Source organism: Saccharomonospora cyanea NA-134, from assembly GCF_000244975.1.
In the GTDB taxonomy this organism is placed as follows: Bacteria; Actinomycetota; Actinomycetes; order Mycobacteriales; family Pseudonocardiaceae; genus Saccharomonospora; species Saccharomonospora cyanea.
Map to the genome: position 1 here is coordinate 5,173,340 of NZ_CM001440.1, position 14,770 is coordinate 5,188,109.

Annotated in this window: 17 protein-coding genes; 14 read left to right on the forward strand and 3 right to left on the reverse strand. The window is 68.5% G+C overall.

Annotated elements, in window-relative coordinates:
- The 6 genes from SACCYDRAFT_RS24160 to pstB form a co-directional block, all read left to right on the forward strand.
- Nucleotides 1-1,597: LCP family protein (locus SACCYDRAFT_RS24160; RefSeq protein ID WP_005460279.1), on the forward strand; the 1,597-nt coding region annotated here is incomplete at its 5' end.
- A gap of 78 nt (nucleotides 1,598-1,675) precedes the next feature.
- Nucleotides 1,676-2,338: a phosphate signaling complex protein PhoU gene (phoU, locus tag SACCYDRAFT_RS24165; protein WP_005460281.1), complete on the forward strand. Its 663-nt coding sequence runs from the start codon at nucleotides 1,676-1,678 to the stop codon at nucleotides 2,336-2,338.
- A gap of 246 nt (nucleotides 2,339-2,584) precedes the next feature.
- Nucleotides 2,585-3,682, forward strand: coding sequence for a phosphate ABC transporter substrate-binding protein PstS (gene pstS, locus SACCYDRAFT_RS24170; protein ID WP_005460284.1), 1,098 nt, complete (start codon nucleotides 2,585-2,587; stop codon nucleotides 3,680-3,682).
- A gap of 120 nt (nucleotides 3,683-3,802) precedes the next feature.
- Nucleotides 3,803-4,747 (forward strand): phosphate ABC transporter permease subunit PstC, encoded by a 945-nt coding sequence (gene pstC / locus SACCYDRAFT_RS24175; RefSeq protein ID WP_005460285.1) that lies wholly within the window; start codon nucleotides 3,803-3,805, stop codon nucleotides 4,745-4,747.
- Nucleotides 4,747-5,838, forward strand: a complete 1,092-nt coding sequence (gene pstA, locus SACCYDRAFT_RS24180; RefSeq protein WP_005460287.1) for a phosphate ABC transporter permease PstA — start codon at nucleotides 4,747-4,749, stop codon at nucleotides 5,836-5,838. Before pstC ends, pstA begins: the two co-directional genes overlap by 1 nt.
- Nucleotides 5,839-5,863: 25 nt before the next feature.
- Entirely contained in the window at nucleotides 5,864-6,643 is a 780-nt protein-coding gene (gene pstB / locus SACCYDRAFT_RS24185; RefSeq protein WP_005460288.1) for a phosphate ABC transporter ATP-binding protein PstB, read from the forward strand.
- A gap of 48 nt (nucleotides 6,644-6,691) precedes the next feature.
- Here the strand turns inward: pstB and mshD are convergent, their stop codons facing one another.
- Both mshD and SACCYDRAFT_RS24195 read right to left on the reverse strand, forming a co-directional pair.
- Entirely contained in the window at nucleotides 6,692-7,615 is a 924-nt protein-coding gene (gene mshD / locus SACCYDRAFT_RS24190) for a mycothiol synthase (RefSeq protein WP_005460290.1), read from the reverse strand.
- A 198-nt stretch (nucleotides 7,616-7,813) separates the two neighbouring features.
- On the reverse strand, nucleotides 7,814-8,545 hold the full coding sequence (locus SACCYDRAFT_RS24195; RefSeq protein ID WP_005460292.1) for a winged helix-turn-helix transcriptional regulator: 732 nt from the start codon (nucleotides 8,543-8,545) through the stop codon (nucleotides 7,814-7,816).
- Between the two features lie 214 nt (nucleotides 8,546-8,759).
- Here SACCYDRAFT_RS24195 and SACCYDRAFT_RS24200 point away from each other — a divergent pair, with 214 nt between their 5' ends.
- The 7 genes from SACCYDRAFT_RS24200 (at nucleotide 8,760) to SACCYDRAFT_RS24225 (ending at nucleotide 12,720) form a co-directional block, all read left to right on the forward strand.
- Entirely contained in the window at nucleotides 8,760-9,572 is an 813-nt protein-coding gene (locus SACCYDRAFT_RS24200) for an LmeA family phospholipid-binding protein (RefSeq protein ID WP_005460294.1), read from the forward strand.
- A gap of 9 nt (nucleotides 9,573-9,581) precedes the next feature.
- On the forward strand, nucleotides 9,582-10,040 hold the full coding sequence (locus tag SACCYDRAFT_RS24205; protein ID WP_005460296.1) for a TlpA family protein disulfide reductase: 459 nt from the start codon (nucleotides 9,582-9,584) through the stop codon (nucleotides 10,038-10,040).
- 41 nt (nucleotides 10,041-10,081) lie between these two features.
- Nucleotides 10,082-10,198 carry a putative leader peptide gene (locus tag SACCYDRAFT_RS27285; RefSeq protein ID WP_332306961.1) on the forward strand — a complete coding sequence of 39 codons (117 nt, stop codon included), beginning with the start codon at nucleotides 10,082-10,084 and terminating at the stop codon, nucleotides 10,196-10,198.
- An 8-nt stretch (nucleotides 10,199-10,206) separates the two neighbouring features.
- Nucleotides 10,207-10,641 (forward strand): DUF4395 domain-containing protein, encoded by a 435-nt coding sequence (locus SACCYDRAFT_RS24210; RefSeq protein ID WP_005460299.1) that lies wholly within the window; start codon nucleotides 10,207-10,209, stop codon nucleotides 10,639-10,641.
- Nucleotides 10,642-10,700: 59 nt separating this feature from the next.
- A complete protein-coding gene (locus SACCYDRAFT_RS24215; protein ID WP_005460301.1) occupies nucleotides 10,701-11,540 on the forward strand; it encodes a sulfurtransferase in 840 nt (279 codons plus the stop codon).
- On the forward strand, nucleotides 11,537-11,842 hold the full coding sequence (locus tag SACCYDRAFT_RS24220; protein ID WP_005460302.1) for a DUF1416 domain-containing protein: 306 nt from the start codon (nucleotides 11,537-11,539) through the stop codon (nucleotides 11,840-11,842). Before SACCYDRAFT_RS24215 ends, SACCYDRAFT_RS24220 begins: the two co-directional genes overlap by 4 nt.
- Before the next feature lie 263 nt (nucleotides 11,843-12,105).
- Nucleotides 12,106-12,720 carry an FABP family protein gene (locus tag SACCYDRAFT_RS24225; protein WP_005460304.1) on the forward strand — a complete coding sequence of 205 codons (615 nt, stop codon included), beginning with the start codon at nucleotides 12,106-12,108 and terminating at the stop codon, nucleotides 12,718-12,720.
- 10 nt (nucleotides 12,721-12,730) lie between these two features.
- Here the strand turns inward: SACCYDRAFT_RS24225 and SACCYDRAFT_RS24230 are convergent, their stop codons facing one another.
- Entirely contained in the window at nucleotides 12,731-13,579 is an 849-nt protein-coding gene (locus SACCYDRAFT_RS24230) for an aminodeoxychorismate lyase (protein ID WP_005460305.1), read from the reverse strand.
- A 49-nt stretch (nucleotides 13,580-13,628) separates the two neighbouring features.
- Here SACCYDRAFT_RS24230 and ygfZ point away from each other — a divergent pair, with 49 nt between their 5' ends.
- On the forward strand, nucleotides 13,629-14,759 hold the full coding sequence (gene ygfZ, locus SACCYDRAFT_RS24235) for a CAF17-like 4Fe-4S cluster assembly/insertion protein YgfZ (protein ID WP_005460306.1): 1,131 nt from the start codon (nucleotides 13,629-13,631) through the stop codon (nucleotides 14,757-14,759).
- Nucleotides 14,760-14,770 lie beyond the last annotated feature (11 nt).

Genomic DNA, 14,770 nt, shown 5'->3' on the forward strand with positions numbered 1-14,770 from the left:
CGCCGACCCCGACCCCGTCGCCCCGCCCGTCGCCCTGCCTGAAGCCCCGCCCGTGGTGGAGGAACCGGCTCAGGCCGTGCCGCCCGCACCGCCCGCACCGCCGAGGCCCCGTCGCCGTCCCGTGCCCGAGCGGCCGGAGCGGTCGCTCGAGGAGCGGCTCACCATGACCGACCAGTTGGAGCCGGTCGACGACGCGACCAAGTACCGCCGCAAGATCGACGAGTCGCTGGCGCGGTTCTCCGCCGCGCACGACGAGCTCGAAGCGGAGGAACGCAAGAAGCGGCAGAAGCGGCAGCGCCTCTTCGAGCACACGATGACCGCGTTGCAGCGCGTGGTGCCGGTGGGTTCGAAGTCACCTCGGCGAGGCGGCCCGCGCAGCACCCACCCCGACCCCGACGACGACGGTGAGCCTGAACCGGTCGGCCCCACCGAAGCCGAAGCGGGCACCGAAGACACCGAGCCCGAACCCGACGCACCCGCCACGCGGGGCAAGCCCGGAAGGCGCCGGGTTCTCGCCTCACGCGCGAGCGCCGTCGTGATCGCCACGCTCGTGTTCCTCGGCACCGGTGTCGGCTGGGGCGCCAAGACCTGGTTCGAGGGACAGTTCAACGAGATCGCGGCACTGGACGAGAACTCGGCGGACATCCGGCGGGCGTCCGCGCAGCTCGGCGACGAGAACTTCCTCATCGTCGGATCCGACACCAGGGAGGGCGCGAGCGCCGAGGAGAACGTCGGTTCGGCCGAGACGGTCGGCGGTGCGCGGTCCGACACCGTGATGCTCGCGCACATCCCCAAGGACCGGAAACGCGCCGTCGTGGTGTCCTTTCCGCGTGACCTGGAGATCACGCGACCGGAGTGCCAGCGATGGAACTCGGCCACGGGCGAGTACGGCGAGGTCGTCCCCGCGGCCGACGCGGTGAAGCTGAACTCGGCGTTCAACCTCGGTGGCCCCCGCTGCGTGACGAAGGTCATCCAGCAGATCTCCGGCATGAAGATCAATCACTTCGTCGGCATCGACTTCCAGGGCTTCAAAGGCATGGTGGACGCCGTCGGCGGGGTGACCGTGCACTTCACCGAGCCCATGCGCGACGCCGAACTCGGGTTGATCGTCGCGGAGACAGGGGACGTGGTGCTCAAGGGCGACCAGGCGCTGAGCTACGTGCGGGCCCGCAAGGTCTACGGCGACCCGACGTTCTCCGACTACGGCAGGATGCAGCGCCAGCAGCAGTTCCTGTCGTCCCTGTTGCGCAAGGTCATGTCCACGGACGTGCTGCTCGACATGGGTAAGCTGACCGGCTTCGTGCAGGCGTTCGCGCAGTCCACGTTCGGCGAGAACATCGGCGTCGACCAGATGATCACGCTCGCGCAGTCGATGAGGGGCATGGACGCGGGCAGGGTCACCTTCCTCACCGTCCCGACCGTCGGCGAGGCCAACGAGCGCGGCAACGAGGTGTTGCTGGAGGCCGACGTCGACGAGCTGTTCGAGTCGCTGATCGAGAACACCCCGCTGCCCGGTGAGGAACCGGCCGGAGCCCCGGACGAGAAGGTCGACCAGGGAACCGATTCCGCCACCACCCAGCAGGCCGCTCCCGCATGACGGGCGTACAGCTCCGGTTCACGCAGGATTCACTGCGCTGTACGGCAGGGGTGCTAACCCGGACGTAGAGTGATCCTCATGCGCGAGGCTTACCACGTCGAACTGGAAAACCTGGCCACCAAGCTGGCCGAGATGTCCGCCTCGGTGTCGGACGCCATGGAGCGGGCCACCAAGGCCATGCTGGAGTCGGACCTCGAACTCGCCGAACGGGTCATCAGCGACGACACACTTGTCGACGACGCCCGTGCCGACTGCGAGGAGCAGGCCTACGCCCTGCTCGCCCTGCAGGCGCCGGTGGCCACCGACCTGCGGATCGTGCTCGCCGCCATCCACGCGGCCGAGAGCCTGGAGCGAATGGGCGACCTCGCCCTGCACGTCGCCAAGGCCGCCCGCCGCCGTCACCCCGAGCCGGTGCTGCCCGAGAACGTGCAGCCGTACTTCGCGGACATGGGCAAGATCGCCGTCCGGCTGGCCCGCCGGGTCGAGCAGATCATCAAGACTCGCGACATCGAGGCCGCCCGCAGCCTCGAATCGGACGACGACCAGGTCGACGACATCCACCGCCACCTGTTCAGCGTCATCATGGACAAGAACTGGGAGCACGGCGTCGCCACGGCCGTGGACGTGACCCTGCTCGGCAGGTTCTACGAGCGGTACGCCGACCACGCCGTGTCGGTGGCTCGCCGAATGGTGTTCGTGGCCACAGGGCGTATGCCGGGCTACTCGACCATCGAGCCGTGAAACACCCGAAAAGCTGCTTGCCCCACACCGGGTGTCCATGTTGCGTACCGCTGACGGCCCCTTCGATGCTAACGCTGCGTCACGTCCTTGTGATGTCGCCGTGACGTTCGACGGATGTCCGACTTCGTTCAGCTTTTGTTCACCAACGCTGTCCTGCCGCGTCACGTGGCGCCCATAGCGTCCAGCATCGTGAGCATCCCCCGAGGTCGGCAGCGACCGGCCTCCACCTTTCGGAAGAGGTCTACTGTGAAGCGTTACCCCCTGGGCCGCGTCGTCGCCCTTCCGGCGGCTGCCGCTCTCACCCTCGGCATCGCGGCCTGCGGTTCGGCCAACGAGCAGGGCGGTGGACAAGGCGGCGACGACTCGGGACTGTCCGGCACGATCTCGGGCGCAGGCGCCAGCTCGCAGGAAGCCGCGCAGAAGGCGTGGCAGGCCAGCTTCCTCGACAACAACTCCGGCGTGACGGTGAACTACGACCCCATCGGCTCCGGTGGCGGTCGTGAGCAGTTCATCAACGGCGGTTCGGACTTCGGTGGCAGCGACGCCTACCTGGACGACGAGGAACTGGCGGCGGCCAAGGAGCGTTGCGGCGACGTCGTGGAGATCCCGACGTACGTGTCGCCGGTCGCGGTGATCTTCAACCTGGAGGGCGTCGAGGAGCTGAACCTCAAGCCCGAGACCATCGCGAAGATCTTCAACCAGAAGATCACCAAGTGGAACGACCCGGAGATCGCGGCCGACAACCCGAACGTCGACCTCCCCGACCTCGCCATCACGCCGGTCAACCGCTCGGACGAGTCGGGTACCACGGAGAACTTCGTCGAGTACCTCAAGGCCGCCGCGGGTGACGAGTGGCCGCACGAGGTCAGCGGCGACTGGCCGGTGGAGGGTGGCGAGGCCGCCCAGGGCACCTCGGGCGTGGTCCAGGCCGTCAGCAACGGCAACGGCACCATCGGTTACGCCGACGCCAGCATGGCCGGCGACCTCGGCACGGTGAAGGTCGGCGTCGGCGACGAGTTCGTCGCCTACTCGCCGCAGGCCGCCGCCAAGGTGCTCGAGGTCTCGGAGCGCGTCGAGGGTCGCGGTGACTACAGCTTCGCCTACGAGCTGGCGCGCGACACCACCGAGGAGGGCACGTACCCCATCGTCCTGGTTTCGTACGCTCTGGCCTGCACCAACTACGATGACCCCGCGAAGGCCGAAATCGTGAAGGCGTACTTCAACCACATGATCAGCTCCGAGGGGCAGCAGGCCTCGGCGGACAACGCCGGTTCCGCCCCCATCTCCGACGCTCTGCGCAAGGAGATCCAGCCCGCCGTCGACGCGATCGGCTCCGGCAGCTGACACGCACAACAGCAACCTGTCCGGGTGGTCACCTGACCAGGTGACCACCCGGATGCCGTGTCCAGGTGTCGTGGCACGTCATGACTCGGGCACCGCGACGAGCACCAGAAGGGATGGCAATTGCCCAGCACAGCGGAAAGGCCGCGCACGCGAAAAGTGCCGCAGCGGCCAGGTGACCGCATCTTCGCTGGCGCCTCCACAGGCGCGGGCGTCCTGATCCTTGTCGTACTCGCGGGTGTCGCGGCGTTCCTCCTCGTCGAGGCCTGGCCCGCGCTCGTCGCACCGGCGGAGGACATCCCCGACGGCGAGGGACTCGTCGTCTACATCTGGCCGCTGCTGTTCGGCACCCTGCTCTCGGCGGTGTTCGCCCTCCTCATCGCGGCGCCACTCGCGGTGGCCATCGCGTTGTTCGTCACCTACTACGCCCCGCGCCGTGTCGCGCAGGTCCTGGGGTACGTGATCGACCTGCTCGCGGCCGTGCCGAGCATCGTCTACGGTCTGTGGGGTTTCAACCAGCTCGCGCCGCTCACCGTGGAGCCCACTGGCTGGCTCGCGGAGAACCTCGGGTTCATCCCGCTCTTCGAGGGGCCGCCGTCTGCCACGGGCCGCACCATGCTCGTGGCCGTCATCGTGCTCGCGGTGATGATCCTGCCCATCATCACGGCCGTCGTACGCGAGGCGTTCCGGCAGACACCTCGGCTGCACGAGGAGGCGTCGCTCGCGCTGGGCGCCACCCGCTGGGAGATGATCCGGATGGCGGTACTGCCGTTCGGGAGGTCGAGCATCATCGGCGCGTCGATGCTGGGCCTCGGCCGCGCGCTCGGCGAGACCATGGCCGTGGCCATCGTGCTGTCGGTGTCCGGTGGCGTCACCTTCAACCTCATCGGCACCGGCAACCCAGGGACCATCGCGGCCAACATCGCGTTGCAGTTCCCCGAGTCCACCGGCATCTCCGTCAACACACTGATCGCGTCCGGGCTGGTGCTCTTCGCGCTCACGCTGGTCGTGAACATGGCCGCCCGCGCGGTGATCGAACGGCGCAAGGAATTCTCGGGAGCCAACTGATGTCCAGTCCGACGACCTCTCCCGACATGGACCACACCGACCTGCACACCCCGCTCTCCGGCGTCCCGCTCACCCACGGCCAGCTCCCGAAGTTCGGTCCGTGGCTCGTGCTGGGACTCGCCTTGCTCGCCGGTTTGGGCCTGTGGCAGTTCGCCGAGTGGAACGTCGCGGGCGCGGCCATCGTCGCCGCCTTCGGCTACACCGTCGCCGTCTACGCCTGGGCGCGCGCCGTGGAGGGTGCCCGCAAGGCCAAGGACCGGTTGGTCACGGCCGTCGTCACGGGCGCCTTCCTCCTCGCCCTGCTGCCACTGATCTCCGTCGTGATCACTGTGGTGTCGAAGGGTATGGCCCGCTTCGACGTGGAGTTCTTCACGTACTCGATGCGTGGAGTCCTCGGCGAGGGCGGTGGCGTGTACCACGCCATCATGGGCACGCTGATCATCACGGCGCTCGCCACGGTGATCTCGGTGCCCGTCGGCATGCTGACGGCCATCTACCTCGTGGAGTACGGGCGGGGCAAGCTCGCCAAGGCGATCACGTTCTTCGTCGACGTCATGACCGGTATCCCGTCGATCGTCGCCGGTCTGTTCGCGTACGCACTCTTCGCCCTGATCTTCGGTCCGGGCGTTCGCATGGGCATCATGGGCGCCATCGCGTTGAGCGTGTTGATGATTCCCGTGGTCGTGCGCTCGACGGAGGAGATGCTCAAGCTCGTGCCGAACGAGCTGCGCGAGGCGTCGTACGCGCTCGGTGTGCCCAAGTGGCGCACTATCCTGAAGGTGGTGCTGCCGACCGCTCTGGCCGGGATCGCGACCGGCGTCACGCTCGCGATCGCCCGAGTCATCGGTGAGACGGCTCCGTTGCTGGTGACGGTGGGCATCACCACGAGCGACAACTTCGACCCGTTCGACGGCCGAATGGCCACGCTACCGGTCTTCTCGTACTACCAGTACGTTGCTCCGGGCACCCCGCCCCAACCCGCACTCGACCGGGCCTGGGCAGCGGCGCTGCTGCTCATCATCATCGTGATGGCGCTCAACCTCGTCGCTCGGCTCATCTCCCGACTGTTCGCCCCGAAGACCCGCGGCTGAAGCAAACACCTGGATAGGAAGCACTGTGGCAAAGCGCATCGAGGTCAAGGATCTCGACATCTACTACGACAAGTTCCTCGCCGTGCAGGGCGTGTCGATGACGATCCAGCCACGGTCGGTCACCGCGCTGATCGGTCCTTCCGGCTGCGGCAAGTCCACGTTCCTCCGCACGCTCAACCGCATGCACGAGCTGGTGCCGAGCGCGCGGGTGGAGGGTCAGGTCTTCATGGACGACCAGGACCTCTACGCGCCGAACGTGGACCCCGTGCGGGTGCGCACGCAGATCGGCATGGTCTTCCAGCGGCCCAACCCGTTCCCCACGATGTCGATCTACGACAACGTGGCCGCGGGGCTCAAGCTGAACAACCGGAAGATGAAGCGCGCCGACATGGACGACGTCGTCGAGCAGTCGCTGCGGTCGGCCAACCTGTGGAACGAGGTCAAGGACCGGTTGAACAAGCCTGGTTCGGGCCTCTCCGGTGGTCAGCAGCAGCGGCTCTGCATCGCCAGGGCCATCGCGGTGCAGCCGGACGTCCTGCTGATGGACGAACCGTGCTCGGCGCTCGACCCGATCTCCACGCAGGCCATCGAGGACCTGATGCTGGAGTTGAAGTCCAACTACACGATCGTGATCGTCACGCACAACATGCAGCAGGCGGCCCGCGTGAGTGACGCGACCGGGTTCTTCAACCTCAAGGGCGTCGGTCAGCCCGGCGAACTCGTGGAGATCGACGAGACCACCAAGATCTTCTCGACGCCGCGGAACAAGGCCACCGAGGACTACATCTCCGGCCGCTTCGGCTGAAACCGGCTTCTTCGACCGCGAGGGGCGTGGCAGGACGAGAAGTCCCGCTCACGCCCCTCGTGCGTACTGGACGTCGGTCTCGACCACCTCGAAACCCAGCTTGCGGTAGACGGCGACGGCGGGCGCGTTGTCCCCCTCGACGTAGAGGATGACCTGCTCCAGACCACGCCTCCGCAGGTGCCGCAGCCCGGCGAGGGTCAGTGCCTTGCCGAGCCCGCCGCCCTGCGCGTCGGGATCGACCCCGACGACGTACACCTCCCCGACGGGCTGCCCGCCGAAGCGGTTCGGGTTCGGCGGGTGCACCTTCGTCCAGTGGAAGCCGACCACCCGCCCGTCGGTGTTCTCGGCGAGGAAGAACCCTTCCGCGTCGAACCAGTTCTCGCGCTGCGCTTCCCGCAGGGCCTTCACATCGAACGCGCTCTGCTCCGGGTGCCAGTCGAACGCCCGCGCGTTGACGTCGATCACGGCCTGCTCGTCACGGCCCGGTTCGAACGTCCGCAGCCGGACACCGTCGGGCAGGGCTGGTTCCGGCCACTCCTGTTCGGCCGACGACACTCCCATGACCAGCAGCTCCCTGGCACGCGAGAGCCCGAACCGCTCGGCGAGGCGGGCGGCGGCGGGGTGGTCGCCGTGCGACCACACCCGCAGCGGTCCGGTGGCGGCCCGCAGCACCTCGTCCAGGGTCGCCGTCCCGTGGCCGCGTCGTCGGTGCGCGGGGTGCACGACGAGTTCGGCGACCTGCCGCCCGAACGCGTCACCGCGCGGGTCGAGGTGGGCGTAGGCCACGAGCACGGTGGCGGGACCTTCACCGACGGAGCACAACAGGTGCCGGGGGCCCGAGAACTCCCCGGGAAGCGGTCCACCGGGTTCGACGTCCGGCCTGCCGTCCGTCTCGCGAGCCGCCAGCAGCAGCGCCCGCACGTCCTCGGTCCGCTCGTCCGTCAGTTCGTCGGCCCACACGAAGTCGCGCATGAACCAACCCTAGCCCCGGGGACGCGCTCAGCGGGACGGCACGAACCGCAGGTGCGTTCGCCGCCTCAGCCGCACGGCGAACGCCGCCGTGCGGAACCCAGGCCCCGCAGCGGTACGCCTCGTCCACGCCGCCGAGCTGACTCGGCAAAAGAGAACCATGCCACCCAGAGGCGGGATGGCTTCGGCGGTCCCGCGGCTTCAGCGCGGGGTCAGCTCCTGGGTCAGATCCTCGGCGAACCCGGAAGTCTTCCCGGCCTTGGCCGGACGCTCGAACTTGTACCCCACGTTGCGCACCGTGCCGATCATCTGCTCGTGCTCGGGGCCGAGCTTGGCCCGCAGGCGGCGGACATGGACGTCGACCGTGCGCGTACCGCCGAAGAAGTCGTAGCCCCACACCTCCTGGAGCAGCTGCGCCCTGGTGAACACCCGCCCCGCGTGCTGCGCGAGGTACTTCAGCAGCTCGAACTCCTTGTAGGTCAACTCGAGCGTGCGCCTGCGCAACCGAGCCGTGTAGGTGGCCTCGTCGATCACCAGGTCGCCCACCCGCAGCTCGGTGCCCGCCGTGGCCGCGGCAGCTCCCCGGGTGGTGACCAGCCTCAACCGGGCGTCCAGCTCGGCGGGCCCCGCGGTGGGGAGCACAATGTCATCGGTGCGCCATTCGGAACTCACGGCCACGAGCCCGCCCTCGCCCACCACCGTGATCACCGGCGTGGAGTTCTCCTCGCCGGGACCCTTCAGCAGGCGGCACAGGCTCTTGGCGGACGCCAGGTCACTGCGGGCGTCGACGACGATGACGTCGAGGTGCCCCGCGTCCAGGAGGGCGGTGATCTCGGGTGCGCGCACCCGTACCGTATGCGGCAACAGTTCGAGCGCGGGAAGAACGGAGGTGGCTCGCTGTTCCGGGGTCAACACCAACAGGTCCAGGCTCATGGCCACCACCTCGCACACCAGGCTTTCCGCGGACGCCGAAACGATGTCCCGGTTCAATCAAGAATAGTGTCGGGTCCTGCGACCACAGTGGTTCTGGAACCGGCGTCACACCAATTTGGGTTCGGTGAAACATGCTTTTAACAGAACGGATGTGATTGTGAACACCGCGGTAACGGAGACGGCGCAGTCGGAGGGGACGAGGAGCCGACGTCGAGTGAAGCGCATCGTGATCGTGCTGGTCGTGCTCGTGGGACTGCTGGTGGGCGCCGACTTCGCGGCGGCCACCTTCGCCGAGCACACCGTGTCACAAAAGGCTCGCGAACAACTCGGTCTGAGCCAGGACCCTGCGGTCGAGATCCACGGATTCCCGTTCGCCACGCAGGCTTTGTCCGGCGAATACGATCACATCAGCATCAGCGCCAACGGTGTGCGGGTGCAGCAGTTGCAGGACGTCTCCGTGCGCGCGAACCTCCACGACGTCACCGCCCCGATCTCCGATCTCACCTCGGGCAACGTCGACAACATCGAGATCGGCAGGGTGGCGGGCGAGATCACCCTCAAGGCCAGCGACATCGCCCGCGTGCCGCCGCTGACGAACATCGAGGACCTGCGCATCGAGCCGTCGTCGAAGGCGTACGTGCTTCACGGCGAGGGCGTCGGCGAGGAGCGGGAGGCGCAGGTCGAGCAGGACAGCGACGACTCGACCGCGGGGGTGCGGCTGTCCGGCAAGGCCGACATCGCGGGCGAGCGCATCGAGATCTTCGCCTTCGCGATGATCGAGCTCGACGGCACCACGATCCGCATCACGCCGCACCGCCTCCAGTTCGGCAACGACCAGGAGACCACCGTCGTGCCGGACGAGGTGCAGCAGGCGCTGTTGCCGAACTTCGAGGCCGACATCAACGCGGGTGACATGCCGTTCACCGTGACGCCCACCGCCATCAGGGTCGACTCCGGGTCGCTGACCCTGCACGGCGAGGCGAAGAACGTCTCGTTCGCCCGCGTCACCGGTGCGTTCGGCGGCTGACGAGCTCCGATGACCGGTGTTCTGGTGCTCGTGGGCACACTCGTCCTGGGTGTGCTCACGGGCACGGTGCTGTCCCTGCGCAACGGGAGGATCCGCCGCCCCACCATGTCAGGCATGTCAGGCATGTCAGCCGTGTCACCGTCCGATCCGGCCCCGCCACCCGCCCCGGTCGTCGACGTGCTCACCCCGGGCGCGGTGACGCTCGTGCAGTTGTCGACCACGTTCTGCGCGCCCTGCCGGCACGCGCGCGCGGTGCTGTCGAGGGTCGCCGAGAGCACGGACGGGATCGCGCACGTGGATCTCGACATCACCGACCGGCCCGGCCTCGCCGAGGCCCTGCGAGTCCTGCGCACCCCCACCACGATCGCCTTCGACGACGAGGGCACCGAGTTGCTACGGATCAGCGGGGTGCCGAAGATCGCCACACTGCGGGAGGCTCTGGCCCCCCACGTGCGTCTCACAGAATGAACACCGTTTCCGGAGGGGTGTCGACTGAGTACGCTGGGCGTGTGACCAGGCTGCCCCTCTACCTCCTGACGCAACGGCGCGCCGTCGACCTGTGCCGCGTGCGGAGCAGTCTGTGTCCGTCGAACAGCCTCGCGAGGGACCGGCAGTCGACGCACTAGGAGGTGACATGTCCGCAGAGGCATCCGTGGACCCACGCGGCCCCCGGTTCGCGGCTACGGTCACCACGGTCGTCCTCGCGATCGTTCTGATCAGCGGATGGTGGCCCCTGCTCGCGGTCCAGACCGTGGTGTTCGCCCTCGGTGCCTTCGGTGGACTCCGGATGGCCCCGTACTCGGTGCTGTACCGCACGCTGGTCGCTCCCAGGCTGCGACCCACGAGTGAGCGCGAGGACGCCGCGCCGCTGCGGTTCGCCCAGGCCGTCGGGTTCGGGTTCACCCTCGTCGGAGTCGTCGGCTACGCGACCGACACTCTCGTGATGGCGCAGATCGCCACGGCGTTCGCCCTGTTGGCCGCGTTCCTCAACGCGGCATTCGACTTCTGCCTCGGCTGTGAGGTGTATCCGCTGCTCCGGCGGGTCACACCACGAGACAAGCGTGCGTGAGGCACCGAGAGCCAACCTGGTCTTTCCCGTTTCGTCGATGAAAGAAAGTGAGTGCCGCCATGAGCCGTGAAGACGTGCTGGTCACCACCGAGTGGGCCGAGGAGAACCTGAACACGCAGGGCGTCGTGTTCGCCGAGGTCGACGAGGACACCACCGCCTACGACGGCGGACACATCCCGGGCGCCGTCAGGATCGACTGGCGGACCGAACTCCAGGACCCCGTACGGCGCGACTTCGTCGACCGCGAGGGCTTCGAGAAGCTCATGTCCGCCAAGGGCATCGCAGGCGACGACCTGGTGATCCTCTACGGCGGCAACAACAACTGGTTCGCGGCGTACGCGTACTGGTACTTCAAGCTGTACGGCCACGAGAGGGTGAAGCTGCTCGACGGTGGGCGCAAGAAGTGGGAGCTCGACGGCCGCACCCTGAGCACCGACGAGGTGAACCGGGAGCGCACGAACTACACGGCCAAGGAACAGGACCACTCGCTGCGCGCGTTCCGTGACGAGGTCGTCGAGGCCATCAACACGAAGAACCTCGTGGACGTCCGCTCGCCCGACGAGTTCTCGGGCAAGCTGCTCGCTCCGGCCCACCTGCCGCAGGAGACCGCCCAGCGGGGCGGCCACATCCCCAGCGCGATCAACGTGCCGTGGTCGAAGGCGGCCAACGAGGACGGCACCTTCAAGTCCGCCGAGGAGCTGGAGCGGCTCTACAAGGACGCGGGGCTGGACACCTCCAAGCCCACCATCGCGTACTGCCGCATCGGCGAGCGCTCCAGCCACACGTGGTTCGCGTTGCACGAGCTGATCGGGCTGAAGGACGTGAAGAACTACGACGGTTCGTGGACGGAGTACGGCTCGCTGGTCGGCGTGCCGGTGGAGACGGGAGAACAGCGATGACGGACGGCTGCGGAGCGCCGGCGCAGACGGCGCTGGCCGCCGACGAGGACACCCACGGGCAGATCGTGGTGGCGGGCAAGGTCACCGGCGCGGGCGGTCCGGTCGGCGGCGCGTACGTGCGACTGCTCGACTCGACGGGCGAGTTCACGGGCGAGGTGCAGGCGTCGCCGGAGGGTGACTTCCGGTTCTACGCCGCACCGGGCACGTGGACGGTGCGTGCCCTGCACTCCTCGGGCAACGGCGAGGCCAGCGTCCGAGCCGAAGGACCCGGAGTGCACCAGGTGGCCGTGACGGTCGCCTGAGGAATCGTTCACCGCGAGGCCGCCCACCCGCACACCGGGGGGCGGCCTCGTGCTGTGTCAGGCCTCTCAGGGGTCGGACAGGTGCCGGAGGGGGTCAGCGGGTTATCCTTCGCCCGTGGAGTTCATCTTTACGGCACTGATGGTGTTGGTCGTCGTCGCGTCCGTGTGGTTCAGCGCCTACGTGGTGTACCGCCTGTACTCCGACAACTGATCCACGCGAGTTCGACACCGACACCGACACCGAGACAGCGAGCCACGACGTCATGACGAGCGGCGACGACGCTATCCGGGCTGCCGCGGAGCGAGCCGAGAAGACGGCTCACCGCAACGTGCCGCAGTTCGACGACCTGCCCATCCCCGGTGACACCGCGAACCTGCGCGAAGGCGCCGAACTCAACGACGCCTGCCTCGCGCTCCTCCCACTCGTCGGGGTCTGGCGCGGCGAGGGCGAGATCAGCTACCCCACGCTGGACCGCACGTACCGCTTCGCCCAGCAGCTCACCATCGCCCACGACGGGAGGCCGTTCCTCCACCACGAGTCGCGGACCTGGCTGCTCGACGACGACGGTGGCGTGCTGCGTCTCGCGGCGCGGGAGACGGGCTGGTGGCGGCCTCAGCCGGACGACACCATCGAACTGCTGCTCGCCCACTCCACGGGCATCGTCGAGCTCTACTACGGCAAGCCCAGGGGCCAGACGGCGTGGGAGCTCGGCACCGACGCCGTGGTGCGTTCCGCCAGCGCCAAGGAGGTCACCGCGGCCAAGCGCCTCTACGGCCTCGTCAACAACGGCGACCTCGGCTGGGTCGAGGAACGCGCGATGGTGGGTCAGCCGATGACCCCCCACTCCTCCGCGCTGCTTCAGCGCGTGGTCGGCTGACCCGGCCCGCTCACGCGTACTGCGCCTCGTAGGCGTCGCACAACTCCCGGTGCAGTTCCGTCGAATCGGCCAGGCGCGTGCCGTCGACCGTGTGCACCCTCGTCACCTTCCGCACCGACGACGCGAGGAACAGCCCGTCGGCCGACAGCAGCTCCGAGGCCGGGATGTTCTCCACCTTCACCGTCCAGCCCGCGGCCTCGGCGGCCCGGAACACGGCGCGCTGCGTGGTGCCGGGCAGGATGCCGACCGTGGGCGGCGGTGTGTAGAGAGTGCGGTCGGCCACCATGACCACGGTCGACGTCGGGCCCTCCAGCACCGAGCCGTCGGTCGCCGTGAAGACGACGTCGTCGGCCCCGCGTCGCGCCGCCTCACGCAACGCGGCGAGGTTCACCGCGTACGACAGCGTCTTGGCGCCGAGGAGCAGCCACGGGGCACGTTCGGCGATCTCCGGCCCGAACCCGCGCTCCAGCAGCGCCACCGCGATGCCCTCGCTCCTGGCCCTCTTGACCTTCTCGTCGATCTCCATGCCCAGCGCGTAGCAGAAGGGCTCGGCGTCCGGGTCCCCCTCCGAGCCACGCGTGTAGACGAGTTTGACGGCGATCTCCGACGATCCCTGCCAGTTGTCGATCACCTGCTGTACGGCGCCCTCCCACGCGGCCAGATCGGGCTCGGGGAGGTCGAGCATGGCGGCCGACCGCGCGAGCCGGTCGAGGTGCGGGCCGAGTTCCCTGGGCCTGCCGTCCACGACGAGGACCGTCTCGAAGATTCCGTCTCCTCGCAGCACACCGGTGTTGTCCACCCGGACGTACGGTTGGGCGGGGTCTCCGAGGGTGCCGTCGAGAAAGGCCAGTACGCGCATGGGACCACCGTACTCACCGGCCGTGGGCGGTCCAGCCTACGATCGGGGCATGGCGTATGAGTCTCCGCTGCTGAGGCGTCCCGGCGCCGTCGCACCCCCCGAAGACCATCCCGAGGCCGGTGTGCCGTGGCACTGGGGTGACCCGTTCGCCGAGCAGCGCACCGCCAGTCGTGGCGTGGCCGTCGTCGACCGCTCTCACCGGCAGGTCATCACCGTGACCGGCGAGGAACGGCTCTCCTGGCTGCACCTGGTCATCTCGCAGCACGTCACCGGGCTGCCCGACGGGGAGGGCACCGAGGCGCTCGTGCTCGACAGCCAGGGCCGCATCGACGCGCACCTGGTGCTGGCCCACGTCGACGGCACCGTCTTCCTCGACACCGACCCCGGTGCCACGGCCACCACGGCGCTGCCGAAGGGCGGCGAGAAGCAAACGCTGCTCGCCTACTTCGAGGCCATGAAGTTCTGGTCGAAGGTCGACATCGCCGACGCGAGTGACGACTGGGCACTGCTGACTCTGCTCGGGCCCGAGGTGCCCGAGCTGCTCGCGCGCTTCGGCATCGAACTCGAAAGGCGCCCTTACGCGGCCGGCTGGTTCTCCGACGTCGTGGCGCGGCGGATGCCGTGGCCGGGGCCGTCGAGTGTGGATCTGCTCGTCCCCAGGTCGGAACTCGGCGACTGGTGGAACAGGCTGACCGACGCCGGAGCCCGCCCGGCGGGGTCGTGGACGTTCGACGCGCTGCGAGTGGAGTCCCTGCGCCCGAAGTTGGGCGTCGACACCGACGAGCGCACGATCCCGCACGAAGTGAACTGGATCGGCTCGGCCGCCCACGTGGCGAAGGGCTGCTACCGGGGCCAGGAGACGGTCGCCAAGGTGCACAACGTGGGCAGGCCACCGCGCAACATGGTGCTGTTGCACCTCGACGGATCGCAGGAGATCTACCCGGAGACGGGCGATCCGGTGCTGCTGGGCGAGCGCACCGTGGGGCGGGTCGGCAGCGTGGCCCAGCACCACGAACTCGGCCCCATCGCGCTGGCACTGCTCAAACGCTCCACGCCGATGGACGCCGAACTCGTGGCGGGCGAGAAGGACCGGGCGGTGCAGGCCTCGGTGGATCCCGACTCGGTGCCCCGGGAGCACGCCGCCCCGGGCCGGGACGCCGCGCAGCGTCTGCGCGGCTGACATGTGCTCGC

Excerpts from the sequence above, each read along its gene's own strand:
- phoU (WP_005460281.1), top strand. The coding sequence starts at position 1,676 with ATGCGCGAGGCTTACCACGTCGAACTGGAAAACCTGGCCACCAAGCTG.
- pstA (WP_005460287.1), top strand. The coding sequence starts at position 4,747 with ATGTCCAGTCCGACGACCTCTCCCGACATGGACCACACCGACCTGCAC.
- mshD (WP_005460290.1), bottom strand. The coding sequence starts at position 7,615 with ATGCGCGACTTCGTGTGGGCCGACGAACTGACGGACGAGCGGACCGAG.
- SACCYDRAFT_RS24195 (WP_005460292.1), bottom strand. The coding sequence starts at position 8,545 with ATGAGCCTGGACCTGTTGGTGTTGACCCCGGAACAGCGAGCCACCTCC.
- SACCYDRAFT_RS24205 (WP_005460296.1), top strand. The coding sequence starts at position 9,582 with ATGACCGGTGTTCTGGTGCTCGTGGGCACACTCGTCCTGGGTGTGCTC.
- SACCYDRAFT_RS24210 (WP_005460299.1), top strand. The coding sequence starts at position 10,207 with ATGTCCGCAGAGGCATCCGTGGACCCACGCGGCCCCCGGTTCGCGGCT.
- SACCYDRAFT_RS24215 (WP_005460301.1), top strand. The coding sequence starts at position 10,701 with ATGAGCCGTGAAGACGTGCTGGTCACCACCGAGTGGGCCGAGGAGAAC.
- SACCYDRAFT_RS24220 (WP_005460302.1), top strand. The coding sequence starts at position 11,537 with ATGACGGACGGCTGCGGAGCGCCGGCGCAGACGGCGCTGGCCGCCGAC.
- SACCYDRAFT_RS24225 (WP_005460304.1), top strand. The coding sequence starts at position 12,106 with ATGACGAGCGGCGACGACGCTATCCGGGCTGCCGCGGAGCGAGCCGAG.
- SACCYDRAFT_RS24230 (WP_005460305.1), bottom strand. The coding sequence starts at position 13,579 with ATGCGCGTACTGGCCTTTCTCGACGGCACCCTCGGAGACCCCGCCCAA.
- ygfZ (WP_005460306.1), top strand. The coding sequence starts at position 13,629 with ATGGCGTATGAGTCTCCGCTGCTGAGGCGTCCCGGCGCCGTCGCACCC.